We start from the raw sequence: 12,695 nt of genomic DNA on the forward strand, positions 1-12,695 counted from the left end.
AGCTCTTTTTCATTGCATTATTTTATAACATTATTTTTGAATTCTTTCACGTGCTACATAGTGTGTGTGCAGCAGTTCGTGGGCCTTATGTCCGCAGGGTTCACCCATATACTCGTCATATAGCGTTTTTACAAACGGGTTTTCATGGGACTTTCTGATGGGAAGACTTTCGTCTTCATCATAAAGCGCTTTTGCGCGGGCCGCTTTTAAATCTACCTCGCACATTGTTTTTGAAGAAACAATCGGCTGTCCGCCGCCGGTAACGCAGCCGCCCGGGCAACCCATAATTTCAATGAACTGGTAGTCGGCTTCGCCAGCGCGAACCTTTTCCAACAGTTCCCTTGCGTTCCCCAAACCGTGGGCAACAGCAACTTTTACGTCCATGTCGCCAATTTGAACGGTTGCTTCTTTAATGCCTTCTGTTCCCCTTACGTCGCTGAATTCCACTTTTTCAAGCTCTTTGCCTGTCAGTACCTCTGAAACAGTACGCAGTGCAGCCTCCATAACACCGCCGGTTGCGCCAAATATAACGGCTGCGCCGGTTGCCGCGTCGCCAAAGGGATTATCGAACACAGAATCAGGCAGTTTGTCAAATTCCAGACCCGCTTCTTTAATCATTTTCGCAAGCTCGCGGGTTGTTAAAACCGCGTCTACGTCAGCATATCCGCCATTTGTCAGTTCGTCACGCTGTGCCTCAAATTTCTTTGCTGTGCAGGGCATTACTGAAACAACGTAAATATCCTTCGGGTCGATACCCGTTTTTTCTGCATAGTAGGATTTCAAAATTGCGCCAAACATTTCATGCGGCGATTTTGCGCTCGACAAATTTTCGAGAAAATCCGGGAAGTTGTGCTCACAGAACTTCACCCAGCCGGGGCTGCAAGAGGTGATAAGCGGAAGCTTTCCGCCCTCTTTGATGCGGTTTATCAGTTCCGTTCCTTCCTCCATAATGGTTACATCTGCACCGAAGTCAGTATCGAACACCTTGTCAAATCCCAAATATTTTAAAGCGGTTGCCATTTTTCCGGTAACTCTGCTGCCAATGGGCATGCCAAACTCCTCACCCAGCGCTGCGCGAACTGCCGGAGCCGTCTGCACAACCACATGTTTTGAATCATCTGCCAAAGCAGCCCAAACGTCTTTCACGCTGTCCTTTTCATACAACGCGCCCACAGGACATGCCACGATGCACTGTCCGCAGTTTACGCAATCTGTTGCGGAAAGAGGCATGCCAAAGGTAGAGCCGATTTTTGTTGTAAATCCCCTGCCCTGCGCGTCGATTGCGCCCACAGTCTGCACTTTTTTGCAAACAGCTACACAGCGGCGGCACAGAACGCATTTATTATTGTCGCGGACGATGGACGGCGACAAGCTGTCAATCTCGTGGTGGGAAATTTCACCTTCAAACGCAATGTCTTTTACACCTAAGTCGTCACAAAGTTTTTGCAGTTCACAGTTTTGATTGCGGACGCAGGTTAAGCACTTTCTGTCATGGTTGGAAAGCGTCAGCTCTAAAACGGTTTTTCTTGCCTTTCTCACCTTCGCTGTGTTGGTGTAAACTTCCATTCCTTCATTAACGGGATAAACGCACGCAGTAACCAATCCCTTTGCGCCTTTCACTTCCACCAAGCACATTCTGCATGCACCGATTTCGTTAATATCTTTTAAATAACAGAGTGTGGGAATGTTAATTCCCGCTTCTCTGGCCGCCTGCAAAATTGTATAGTTCTGCGGTACGCTGAGGTCAATCCCGTTGATTTTTATATTTACCATATCCATTGTTGGTTTCTCCTCCTTTGATTATTGTTTGCTGATTGCCTTAAATGGGCACTTTGATTCACAAACACCGCATTTAATACATTTCGCAGGATCAATTGAGTACGGGCTCTTGACCTGTCCCGAGATTGCTTCAACAGGACAATTTTTCGCACAAATGCTGCAGCCCTTACATTTTTCAGGGTCAATTTTATAAGAAAGGAGCGCCTTGCAGACACCAGCGGGACATTTCTTTTCTGTAACGTGCGCCACATATTCGTCTCTGAAATAATGAAGTGTGCTCAAAACAGGGTTGGGTGCAGTCTGTCCCAATCCGCAGAGTGCAGTGGTTTTAATGGCTTCCGCCAGCTCCTCTAATTTGTCAATGTCCTCTAAGGTGCCTTTGCCCTTTGTAATTTTGTCAAGAATTTCAAGCATTCTTTTGGTGCCCACACGGCAGGGGGTACATTTGCCGCAGGATTCGTCTACGGTGAACTCTAAAAAGAATTTCGCAATGTCCACCATGCAGGTGTCCTCGTCCATAACGATTAAGCCGCCGGAACCCATCATAGAACCGATTGCGATTAAGGAATCGTAGTCGATAGGCGTGTCGATTAACGATGCGGGGATACAGCCGCCGGAGGGGCCGCCTGTCTGCGCTGCCTTAAACTTCTTGCCGTTTGGAATTCCGCCGCCGATTTCTTCTACAATTTCACGCAGTGTTGTTCCCATAGGAATTTCAACCAAGCCGGTGTTTTTAATTTTGCCGCCCAGTGCAAACACTTTTGTTCCCTTGCTCTTTTCGGTGCCGATTTTATTAAACCACTCGGCGCCGTTTAAAATAATCTGCGTAATGTTTGCATAAGTTTCAACGTTGTTCAGCAAGGTAGGCTTTTGCCACAGACCCTTGTTGGCAGGGAACGGCGGTCTCGGTCTGGGTTCGCCCCTGTGTCCTTCAATTGACGTCATCAGCGCTGTTTCCTCACCGCAGACAAACGCGCCTGCGCCAAGTCGTAATTCTAAATCAAAGTTAAAGTCTGTTCCAAAAATGTTTTTACCTAAAAGGCCATATTCCTTAGCCTGGTCGATGGCAATCTGCAGCCGCTTTACGGCAATGGGATATTCTGCACGAATGTAAATATAGCCCTGGTCTGCGCCAACCGCATAGGCCGCAATGGCCATTGCTTCAATTACTGTATGGGGATCTCCCTCAAGCACAGAACGGTCCATAAATGCACCGGGGTCACCCTCGTCGGCGTTACATGCCACATATTTTCCGTTTGCGCCGTCTGCGTTTGCCGTAAACATCCATTTCAATCCTGTGGGAAAGCCTGCGCCGCCGCGTCCGCGGAGACCGGAGGCTTTAATCACTTCAATCACTTCGGCGGGCTTCATTTCCGTCAGCACCTTACCCAAAGCTTTATAACCATCTGTAGCGATATATTCTTCAATGTTTTCAGGGTCGATAACACCACAATTTCTCAGCGCAATACGAAGCTGTTTTTTATAAAAATCAACTTCATTTAAGGATTTAATGGTATCGTCTTCTACGGTTTCATCATATAAAAGACGTTTTACAATTCTTCCCTTCAGCAAATGTTCGGTTACAATTTCTTCAACGTCTTCCGGCTTCACCATGCTGTAGAATGATCCTTCCGGGTATACAACCACAACCGGACCCAACGCGCAAAGACCGAAGCAACCCGTTTTTATTACTTTTACTTCTTTATCTAAACCGTTTTCTTTAAGGCTTTTCTCAAATTCGTCAATGATAACTGCACTGCCTGACGAGGTACAGCCCGTACCGCCGCAGACTAACACGTGCGCTCTTGCAAAATCCATTTACTGTTACCCTCCCTGATTATTTTTCAGCTGCGCCAATAGTATATTCGGTAACAACGTTGCCGTTTACTATGTGCTCAGCAATAACCTTTTTCGCTTTTTCTTCCGTCATTTTCACATATGTAACCCTGTCTTTTCCGGGCTCTAAAACTTCAACAATGGGCTCTAAACGGCACATGCCAATACACCCTGTCTGTGCCACCGTAACGTGGGACAGCCCTCTTTTTCCCACCTCGTCCACCAGAGCGGAAAGAACGGGCCTTGCGCCTGCCGCAATACCGCAGGTCGCCATGCCGACAACGATTCTGATGGTGTCTTCATCGGTATCCTTACGCACATCAACCTGGTTTTTTATTTTGTTTTTAATTGCTTCAAGTTCTGCTAAGCTTTTCATTACTAATTACCTCTCTTCATAAATGAATAAATTATAACGAGATTTCTTTCAGTCCTTCTTTAATGTATTCCCTGAGCCAAAGCACAATTTCAGGACTGCCCAGACTGATCTCTTCTCCCAGAATCTGTTTGATTTCACGAGTGTCAAGCGAAAATGTCTTGTCGTTTACCGTATGCGTGTAAACAAAGTCCACCGTGGTGTTGCCGGAAATTAACGTCAGCATGGTTTCCGCCATGTCGCCTAATGGCTGCCTGTCGATATGGTCGTAAACAAAGTCCACCAAAACGCGTGTTCCAACACCCTTTTTCGAGTCGATGGTTAAACCACCGCCGGTGCTCTCCGCCGCCGCCTTAAATAAAGAAAGCCCCATTCCAACCTTACGGGTTGTTCTTGTTGTCTGAAACGGATCTGTCACGTGAGCTAAAAAGTCTTCATCCATTCCGCAGCCATTGTCCTCAATTGAGATTTTAAGCAAATTGTTACGAATTGCCTCGTCAACAGTCACCTGGATAAGGCTGGCGCCGGCTTTTACGGAATTATTCACAATATCTAAAATATGCAGCGACAATTCAAGCATGACAACCTCGCAAAATTACATGTACTTTTCTAAGATACCGTCTACATCGTCAGGAGTAAGCCTGCCGTAAACGTCGTCGTTTACCGTCAGAACCGGCGCTAAGCCGCATGCGCCGATACAGCGTGTTGCATCAATGGAATATTTCCCGTCGGGCGTGCATTCGCCGACTTCAATGCCGAGCTTTTCCTTAATTTTGTCTAAAATGATGCCGGAGCCTTTCACATAGCACGCCGTTCCAAGACAGACAGCAATTTTATACTGTCCCTTCGGATTGGTGGTAAACTGTGTGTAAAAGGTTACAACGCCGTAGATTTCGCTCATGGAAATTTTCAGATTTTCTGAAATGATTTCCTGAACCTCAATGGGAAGATAGCCGTAAATTTCCTGTGCCTCGTGCAGCACGGGAATCAGCGCCCCATCCTTGCCTTTGTGCTTTTCAATGACCTGAATCAACTTTTCTTCCTGCTCTTTCGTGCCGGAAAACGCGACTTTTGTTTGCTCGCTCAAGTGATTTACCCCCTTAGTTTTATATAAGTATTAATTAAAAACATTGTGAATAAAATAACAAATAATCACAAATTAACGTATATAGTATAACAGAAAAATTTCATGATGTCTATAGAAACTTACTATTTTTTTGTCTAAATTCCGTCTTTTTTCGGTGAAAACCACAGAATTGCAGAAAAATAAGCAAAACAAAACCAGCCGCCAAAGTTTGGCAGCCGGTTTCTCTTTCGTAAATAGCGTTTAGCGCATAATGACACAGACAAACTTTGCCGGCTTTCCGTCTAACGCTTTCATGCCATGGGGATAGCTCGAGTCAAAATACAAGCTGTCGCCAGGTTCTAAAATCACAATATTTTTGTTGATCATAATTTCCATTCTGCCCTCAAGCATGTAGTTAAACTCCTGCCCGGTGTGAACCGTTTCCTGCATGGGCTCGTTTTCATCGGACACGGGAACGGTTACCAGCAGCGCCTCAGAGTGCGCATGGGCAAAATTATAAGACAAACTCTGGTATGTATATTCTTTTCTTCTGGTTACGTTTAGCCCTTTCCCCTGCTTAATAAAGCTAAAATCCTTCAGCTTCGGCGCAGAACCCGACAAAAGCTCGGTCAGTTCCAGCCCGAAATGGCCTGCAACATCATATAAAACACTTACCGGAATGTCTTCCTCTGCATTTTCATATTTTTTATACGTTTCAATCGGCACACCAATCACAGAGGCAAGCTGTTCGCATGTCATGTCCTCCGCTTCCCTCAGGCCTACCAAACGCTGTGCGATTTGTTTTACCTGTTCTGTCATAGCCATCAACCCCTTATTATTTCTTTCTTTGTTATTATTATATCAAATATGTACGCACATGAAAAGAGTTTTTTTGCTCTTTTTTTATTTTTTTATTAATAAGCGGCAGGAAATATGAATTTGGTATGAAATTTCGCGGTTTTCTATTTACAGCTTGGATAAAATAAACTATAATGAAGATAATAAAAGTTTCGGGAGTGTCGAATTTGTTTAGACAATTAATGTATTCTGGTTTTAGTTTTCAAAGCATTATTTATGTGCTGATACTAGCTGTGGTTGTGCTGTTGGCTCTTAGCATTCATGAAACGGCTCACGGGTTTGCAGCCTATAAGCTTGGCGACCCTACCGCCAAGTATGACGGCCGGCTTTCGTTAAACCCTTTAAAGCACATTGACCCCATTGGCGCTCTGAGCCTATTCTTTTTTGGATTTGGCTGGGCAAAACCTGTTATGATTAACCCCAATTACTTTAAAAATTTAAAGCGTGACACCGCTCTTACAGCCCTTGCCGGTCCGGTTTCTAATATATTACTGGCGTTTGTGGGCATGCTTTTTTGGGTGCATCTGGTTCCGGTTTTGCACAACGCCTATTTTACCATGTTTATCCGTATGTTTATTTTGCTGAATGTCAATCTTGCAGTGTTTAATTTGCTGCCGATTCCGCCTTTGGACGGTTCAAAAATATTTTTAACGCTTCTGCCACAGAAAATTTATTATGAAATTATGCGTTATGAACGTTTTGGATTTTTGATTTTGATTATCGCACTTTATCTGGGCGTTCTTGACCCGTTTTTATATTTTTGCAACAATGCAATTACCAGCGGGCTTCAGTTTCTGGCCGGAGGTGGCTTTTAACCGATGGAGGAATTATATGAAACAGACAGGCACGCGGTGAAGCTGTCTGTTTTTGAAGGGCCGTTAGAGCTTTTGCTGCACCTTCTGAAAAAAAACAAGGTCAGCATTTATGAGATACCCATTGTAGAAATTACGAAGCAATATTTTGAATATATGGAAACCTGCAAGGAATTTGATATTGAATATTCCAGTGAATTTATTGTTATGGCGGCAGAACTTTTATACATAAAATCGAAAATGCTGCTGCCCAAACGTGAGGAAGCAGAGGAAGAAGACCCCAGGGCCGATTTGGCCAAACGGCTTTTAGAATATCAGAAAATGAAACTCATTTCTGAACTTTTAAAGACAAAAGAATTTTCCGATTTTCACAACTTTTATAAACGCCCGGAACCCCTGCCAAAACTTGCGCCGGACTATTCTGACCAACGGTTTGACATTGACAGGCTTTGGCAGGCATTTCTAACGGTTTTGGACAAAAAAGAACGGAAAGAGCCGCCTTCTAAAACGGCATTCGGCGGCATTGTCGGCCGTGAAACGGTTTCGGTAAAATCGAGGGCAGATTTTATTCAGGAACGGTTAAAACGCAAAAAACGGGTTCCGTTCGCTTCCCTTTTTAACGGCATTGATTCGCGTCCGGCTGTCATTGCAACCTTTTTAGCGCTTTTGGAAATGATTAAGCTGGAAATTATTCAGGCCAACGGCATTGGCGGCGAACTTTACATTGAACAGCTCAAGGAGGGTGACATTGTAGATGAATATTAGTTCGGTTTTGGAAAGCCTGCTGTTTGTTTCGGGCGATGGTGTTACCATCTCTCAGCTTGCCGAAATTCTGGAGCTTTCAGCAGATGATGTTTTGGGGCAGATTGCAGAGCTAAAAACATTTTATGAAACGAACCGGCGGGGTATTACCGTGGTGCAGTATGATGAATATGTGCAGCTGAAAACCGTTGAAGAAAATTTTGGGTATGTAAACAGACTTGCAGAATCGAAAAAAAAGCTTCCCCTGTCCCCTGCCGCTTTGGAGGTGCTGTCCATTGTGGCCTATCACCAGCCAGTTACTCGGTCAAGCATTGAATTTATTCGGGGAGTAAATTCCGACGGTCCCATGGGAAAGCTGTTGGAGCGCGGGCTGATTGAGGAAAACGGCAGGCTTGACGCGCCTGGCAGGCCGATTTTATATGTCACCACAAAAGAGTTTTTGCGGAGTTTCGGGATTCGTTCTCTTGCCGACCTGCCAGACACAGAAACGCTGGAGGAAGCTGTTTCTCAGCCTCAGCAGGAGGATTTGGAAGAAACGGCACAATAAGATAACGGACGGGTGATGGATTTGGTTGCTGGATTGATTATATTGGGTGTTGTTTTTCTTATTCTGCTGCTTTTGTTTATGCCCATGCGGTTTGGCATTCGTTATGAAAAAACAGCGGCTTTAGAGAAAATTCATGTTTATGTCAGTGTTTTTGGTATTTTAATCCGAATTCCGATTCATAATAAAGAAGAACGCGGCACAAAGAATACGGACAAGGACAAAGGTAAATTGCTGGAGCGTTCCGGACAGGAGCTTACGTTTGCATCTTTTAAAGAGCATGTTGACGCCTTTGGCGAAGTGTTTGAAGTATCAAAAAACGAACTGAAAAACATGCTTTCCTTTGCGCGGAAGCACTTAAGCTGCAAAGAGGTTGACTTTAACATCCGCTTTGGGCTGGACGATGCGGCAAAAACTGGGATTGCCACCGGCGCTGTGTGGACTTCGGGAACCTTTTTGTTAAAGTTAATTGACACGTTAATCGGCATAAAAAAAATTAAAATGAACGTGTATCCCGATTTTAACGAAAAAAAATTTGAGATTTATTTGAAAACCATCTTGATTATGCAGCCCATTCATTTTATAATGATAGTAAATCAGATTCATGATACAATCAAATATATTAAAACAAAAATAAATTAAAGGCGGTGTTATTTATGTCAGAACATCCGATAAACGGACTGATGCAAACAGCAATGCAAAGTATTAAAGATATGGTAGACGTAAACACAATTGTGGGAGAACCGGTTGAGTCGAAAGACGGAACGGTTATTATTCCAATTTCCAAAGTTTCCTTTGGCTTTGGCGCAGGCGGTTCGGATTTCGGTCAGAAAAATGTTGGAAATTCCGACGCAAATTTCGGCGGCGGTTCCGGTGGCGGCGCTTCTATAGAGCCTGTTGCGTTTATGGTAGTGGGACAGGAGCAAATTAAGCTGATGCCCATTGAAAAGAACACCTCGCCGGTGGAAGACATTATTGACAGTGTTCCCACCTTGCTGGATAAAGTAATTAAGGCGATTAAAAAGAAAAAGGACAAGCCGGAAAAAACAGAAGTGAAAGCCGCCGACAGCGCGGAAGAGGTTGAAACGGTTTAATATTTTAAATAACGAAAAAACATCCGGGGAATGCCGGATGTTTTTTTCGTTAGATTAAATTTTCACATTTTACATTAAAATTATTTTGATCTGCATCAACTAAAATTTTGCAGTGTTTTTTTGCTTCGCCCCGAATAACCAATGACGCAATGGGATTTTGAATATATTTTTCAATGGTTCTTCTTAAGGGCCGTGCGCCAAATTTTGGTTCATAACCTTTTTTAAGCACTAGGCTTTTTGCCTCCGGCGTCAGCTCTAAAATAATATCCTTTTTAAACAGCTCACCTGCAAGTTCAAACACCATCAGTTCCACAATTCTTTCCAGGTTCTCCCTGCTCAGTGCGTGGAACGTGATGATATCGTCAACACGATTTAAAAACTCAGGACGGAAAATTTCTTTCAGTGCCGCCTTTGTCCGGGCGGAATTTGAATCGTCCTCCGTTTTGTTAAAACCATAGGTAGAAATTTTCGACTCAGACCCGGCGTTAGACGTCATGATAATAACCGTATTTTCAAAGTTCACAATTCTGCCATGGCTGTCTGCCACCCTGCCGTCATCTAAAATTTGCAATAGGATGTTAAACACGTCTGCATGTGCTTTTTCAATTTCATCTAACAGAATAATGGAATAAGGTTTTCTGCGGACCTTTTCCGTCAGCTGTCCTGCGTCGTCATATCCCACATATCCCGGAGGCGCGCCAATTAGCTTCGAAACGGTGTGCTTTTCCATGTATTCTGACATGTCAATGCGAATCATCGCGTCTTCGCTGTTAAACATAACGCGGGCCAACGTTTTTGCAAGTTCTGTTTTTCCCACGCCAGTGGGGCCTGCAAAGATAAAGCTAACCGGCCGGCGGGCCTTTGTTAAGTGGGCACGGTTTCTGCGAATTGCTTCGCAAACAGTGTCAACTGCATGGTCTTGCCCCACTACATACTTTTTAATTCTGTTTTCCAAATCCAAAAGCTTTGCACTTTCCGATTCCGTTAGGTTTTTAACGGGGATTTTTGTCCAGTCTTCAATAACCTCGGCAATGTTTTCAACGGTAATCGGCGTGTCAATGCCGGAATTGTTCAGTTCGTCGATTTTGGCAATTAACGCACATTCCGCTGCCTTTAATTCCGCCGCTTTTTTATAGTCCTCCGTGGAGTCGCTGGAAACGGCAGTATCTTTTTCCTCCTGAATGCGTTTCAGCTCGTCCGTCAGCTTTTTCAGCTCAATCAGCTTCATGTTGAAAAGATTTGCCTTAGAACCTGCTTCGTCAATCACGTCGATTGCCTTGTCCGGCAGAAACCGGTCTGTAATGTAGCGTTCTGACAGATACACCGCCTGGCTGATAACTTCGTCTGAAATTGTCACTCTGTGATATTTTTCAAAATAGTCCTTAATACCCTTTAAAATCTCTATGGTATCGGAAACACTCGGCTCATCCACAATAACCGGTTGAAAACGTCGCTCTAAGGCCGAGTCCTTTTCAATGTGCTTTCGGTATTCATCCAGCGTTGTGGCGCCTAAAATTTGGATATCGCCCCTGGCTAAAGATGGTTTTAAAATGTTTGCCGCGCTCATGGCTCCCTCTGCATCGCCTGCGCCGACTATGTTATGAATTTCGTCAATTACCAAAATAATATTGCCCAGCCGTTTGGCCTCTTCTAAAATCTTTTTCAAACGCGCCTCAAACTGTCCGCGGAACTGTGTTCCTGCAACAATGGCTGTAAAGTCCAGCAGATAAACCTCTTTGTCAAACAGCTTGGCTGGAACGCGTCGTTCGCTAATCCGCACGGCAAGTCCCTCTGCAATGGCAGTTTTCCCCACACCGGGCTCGCCCAACAAAATAGGGTTATTTTTCGACCGTCTGTTTAAAATCTGAATTACCCGGTCAATCTCTTGATTTCTGCCAATAATCCGGTCAATTAGCTGGTCTTCGGCCTTTGCCGTCAGGTTTGTGCCAAAGCTGTCTAAGATACGTTTTTCCTTTTTGGGCGGGCGTTTCGCCGTCTTCACCGTTTTTGGGCTTTCGTGACGGGCAGGTTCATTTGAACCCATTTTACCAAAAAAATTACTCAGGCCGTTCATCATTGCCAATGGAGAATTATCTGCGTCAAACCCGTCCTCTTCACCCGCAGGCTCATATTCACCCATGGAAGTGATGATTTCGTTCATACCATTATTTATTTCATCAAACTGTTCCGGCGTGATGCCCATGTTTTTCAAAATCTCGTCCACCGGGCCGATATTCAGTTCCCGCGCGCAGTTTAAGCAGTACCCTTCATTGGTCTGCTTGTTTGTGGCAGGGTCGAGCCGGTTTACAAAAAGCATGGCCGGATTTTTTTTGCATCTTACACACAACATATTTATCATCTCACTTTATTTGATTTCCTATGGTTATTATAGCATATCATTTTTATTTTAAAAAGGGGTATGTCAAAAAGTTAACATCTTAGAAATAATTCCTTTGCAATTGAATAGTTCAAATTTGTTTTGGTAATAATGTTTTTACAATCCAAAAAAGGCAGGTTAATGAACTATGACGAACAAAGTGGAAATATGTGGAGTTAACACGGCTAATTTGCCGCTTCTGTCTAATAAAGAAAAGATGGAGCTTTTTGAAAAAATTAAAACAGGTGATATGGCGGCCAGGGACAAGTTCATCGGCGGAAATTTAAGGCTTGTTTTAAGCGTAATTCAGCGCTTTAACAACCGGGGTGAAAATGTGGACGACCTTTTTCAAATTGGGTGTATCGGCCTGATTAAGGCCGTTGATAATTTTGATACGTCACATAACGTAAAGTTTTCAACCTATGCGGTGCCCATGATTATCGGCGAGCTGCGCCGCTATCTGCGGGACAACACTCCAATTCGGGTAAGCCGGTCGCTGCGGGACATTGCATATAAAACTTTAAAGGCAAAGGAAGAATATATTAATCTTCATTCCAAAGAACCCACCGTTGAGGAGCTTGCAAAAATCATAGAAATTCCCAAAGAGGACATTGTGTTTGCCTTAGAGGCAATTCAAGACCCGGTTTCGCTGTTTGAGCCTGCCTATAACGACGGCACAGACACGCTGTTTGTTATGGATCAGGTAAAAGACGAAAAAAATTCCGACGAAATGTGGCTGGAGGAGATTGCATTAAAAGAAGCCATGACACACCTTTCCGACAGGGAAAAACACATTGTGAACCTGCGCTTTTTCTCCGGCAGGACACAGATGGAGGTTGCCGATGAAATCGGCATTTCCCAGGCCCAGGTGTCGCGCCTTGAAAAAGGCGCCTTAGAACGCATGAAAAAATATATCTAAAAATTCACTGTAAAACTGCCTGCGCGCTTCAAAAGCGTTGCTGCGGAAATAGGGGAAACATAAACCCTGCTTTCTCTGTTTGTTTCGGCTAAGACATAGGATTTCGGCAAATCTTCGGAAACGTTTATCACAAACCCTTCCTCCTCTGCGACGTGTAAAAACTCTCTGGTAATTTTGGATATACTGGTAATGTCTAAGTCAAAAATGGCGATTACGTCTTTTAGCGCAACTACCGTATCGCCGCCAAGATGCAAAAACATGTAACTTCCCCTCTT

General features: G+C 44.2%; 14 protein-coding genes. 6 read left to right on the plus strand and 8 right to left on the minus strand.

Annotation, left to right across the window (positions count from 1 at the left end):
* Positions 1–30 precede the first annotated feature (30 nt).
* From H8698_RS00580 to H8698_RS00605, 6 genes are all read right to left on the minus strand, one after another.
* Positions 31–1,779 carry an NADH-dependent [FeFe] hydrogenase, group A6 gene (locus H8698_RS00580; protein ID WP_249310596.1) on the minus strand — a complete coding sequence of 583 codons (1,749 nt, stop codon included), beginning with the start codon at positions 1,777–1,779 and terminating at the stop codon, positions 31–33.
* 21 nt (positions 1,780–1,800) lie between these two features.
* The gene (gene nuoF, locus H8698_RS00585; protein ID WP_249310598.1) at positions 1,801–3,597 is read right to left on the minus strand and encodes an NADH-quinone oxidoreductase subunit NuoF; all 1,797 of its coding nucleotides are present in this window, start codon (positions 3,595–3,597) and stop codon (positions 1,801–1,803) included.
* Between the two features lie 19 nt (positions 3,598–3,616).
* Complete coding sequence (locus H8698_RS00590; RefSeq protein ID WP_177678610.1) at positions 3,617–3,991, minus strand: (2Fe-2S) ferredoxin domain-containing protein; 375 nt, start codon at positions 3,989–3,991, stop codon at positions 3,617–3,619.
* 31 nt (positions 3,992–4,022) lie between these two features.
* Positions 4,023–4,568 carry an ATP-binding protein gene (locus H8698_RS00595; protein WP_177678612.1) on the minus strand — a complete coding sequence of 182 codons (546 nt, stop codon included), beginning with the start codon at positions 4,566–4,568 and terminating at the stop codon, positions 4,023–4,025.
* A 15-nt stretch (positions 4,569–4,583) separates the two neighbouring features.
* Entirely contained in the window at positions 4,584–5,075 is a 492-nt protein-coding gene (locus H8698_RS00600; RefSeq protein WP_177678615.1) for an NADH-quinone oxidoreductase subunit NuoE family protein, read from the minus strand.
* A gap of 240 nt (positions 5,076–5,315) precedes the next feature.
* Positions 5,316–5,873: a helix-turn-helix domain-containing protein gene (locus H8698_RS00605; RefSeq protein ID WP_249310600.1), complete on the minus strand. Its 558-nt coding sequence runs from the start codon at positions 5,871–5,873 to the stop codon at positions 5,316–5,318.
* Between the two features lie 206 nt (positions 5,874–6,079).
* On the opposite strand from H8698_RS00605, the gene H8698_RS00610 reads away from it, so the two are divergent.
* The 5 genes from H8698_RS00610 to ytfJ are packed head-to-tail and all read left to right on the plus strand — an operon-like array spanning position 6,080 to position 9,124.
* Positions 6,080–6,727, plus strand: a complete 648-nt coding sequence (locus tag H8698_RS00610; RefSeq protein WP_177678619.1) for a site-2 protease family protein — start codon at positions 6,080–6,082, stop codon at positions 6,725–6,727.
* 3 nt (positions 6,728–6,730) lie between these two features.
* On the plus strand, positions 6,731–7,489 hold the full coding sequence (locus H8698_RS00615) for a segregation and condensation protein A (protein ID WP_249310602.1): 759 nt from the start codon (positions 6,731–6,733) through the stop codon (positions 7,487–7,489).
* The gene (gene scpB / locus H8698_RS00620; RefSeq protein WP_249310603.1) at positions 7,479–8,033 is read left to right on the plus strand and encodes an SMC-Scp complex subunit ScpB; all 555 of its coding nucleotides are present in this window, start codon (positions 7,479–7,481) and stop codon (positions 8,031–8,033) included. Before H8698_RS00615 ends, scpB begins: the two co-directional genes overlap by 11 nt.
* Before the next feature lie 42 nt (positions 8,034–8,075).
* Entirely contained in the window at positions 8,076–8,672 is a 597-nt protein-coding gene (locus tag H8698_RS00625; protein WP_249310604.1) for a DUF2953 domain-containing protein, read from the plus strand.
* A gap of 14 nt (positions 8,673–8,686) precedes the next feature.
* Positions 8,687–9,124 (plus strand): GerW family sporulation protein, encoded by a 438-nt coding sequence (gene ytfJ / locus H8698_RS00630; protein ID WP_177678627.1) that lies wholly within the window; start codon positions 8,687–8,689, stop codon positions 9,122–9,124.
* Positions 9,125–9,173: 49 nt separating this feature from the next.
* On the opposite strand, the gene H8698_RS00635 is transcribed toward ytfJ, so the two are convergent.
* Positions 9,174–11,474 (minus strand): ATP-dependent Clp protease ATP-binding subunit, encoded by a 2,301-nt coding sequence (locus tag H8698_RS00635; protein WP_249310606.1) that lies wholly within the window; start codon positions 11,472–11,474, stop codon positions 9,174–9,176.
* A 175-nt stretch (positions 11,475–11,649) separates the two neighbouring features.
* Between H8698_RS00635 and sigG the strand changes: the two genes are divergently transcribed.
* Positions 11,650–12,420, plus strand: coding sequence for an RNA polymerase sporulation sigma factor SigG (gene sigG, locus H8698_RS00640; protein WP_249310608.1), 771 nt, complete (start codon positions 11,650–11,652; stop codon positions 12,418–12,420).
* On the opposite strand, the gene remB is transcribed toward sigG, so the two are convergent.
* Positions 12,417–12,680 carry an extracellular matrix regulator RemB gene (remB, locus tag H8698_RS00645; RefSeq protein ID WP_177678633.1) on the minus strand — a complete coding sequence of 88 codons (264 nt, stop codon included), beginning with the start codon at positions 12,678–12,680 and terminating at the stop codon, positions 12,417–12,419. The genes sigG and remB overlap by 4 nt on opposite strands.
* Positions 12,681–12,695: the final 15 nt, after the last annotated feature.

Source organism: Congzhengia minquanensis, from assembly GCF_014384785.1.
Lineage (GTDB): Bacteria > Bacillota > Clostridia > UBA1381 > UBA9506 > Congzhengia > Congzhengia minquanensis.

Excerpts from the sequence above, each read along its gene's own strand:
- H8698_RS00580 (WP_249310596.1), bottom strand. The coding sequence starts at position 1,779 with ATGGATATGGTAAATATAAAAATCAACGGGATTGACCTCAGCGTACCG.
- nuoF (WP_249310598.1), bottom strand. The coding sequence starts at position 3,597 with ATGGATTTTGCAAGAGCGCACGTGTTAGTCTGCGGCGGTACGGGCTGT.
- H8698_RS00590 (WP_177678610.1), bottom strand. The coding sequence starts at position 3,991 with ATGAAAAGCTTAGCAGAACTTGAAGCAATTAAAAACAAAATAAAAAAC.
- H8698_RS00595 (WP_177678612.1), bottom strand. The coding sequence starts at position 4,568 with ATGCTTGAATTGTCGCTGCATATTTTAGATATTGTGAATAATTCCGTA.
- H8698_RS00605 (WP_249310600.1), bottom strand. The coding sequence starts at position 5,873 with ATGACAGAACAGGTAAAACAAATCGCACAGCGTTTGGTAGGCCTGAGG.
- H8698_RS00615 (WP_249310602.1), top strand. The coding sequence starts at position 6,731 with ATGGAGGAATTATATGAAACAGACAGGCACGCGGTGAAGCTGTCTGTT.
- scpB (WP_249310603.1), top strand. The coding sequence starts at position 7,479 with ATGAATATTAGTTCGGTTTTGGAAAGCCTGCTGTTTGTTTCGGGCGAT.
- ytfJ (WP_177678627.1), top strand. The coding sequence starts at position 8,687 with ATGTCAGAACATCCGATAAACGGACTGATGCAAACAGCAATGCAAAGT.
- H8698_RS00635 (WP_249310606.1), bottom strand. The coding sequence starts at position 11,474 with ATGTTGTGTGTAAGATGCAAAAAAAATCCGGCCATGCTTTTTGTAAAC.
- sigG (WP_249310608.1), top strand. The coding sequence starts at position 11,650 with ATGACGAACAAAGTGGAAATATGTGGAGTTAACACGGCTAATTTGCCG.
- remB (WP_177678633.1), bottom strand. The coding sequence starts at position 12,680 with ATGTTTTTGCATCTTGGCGGCGATACGGTAGTTGCGCTAAAAGACGTA.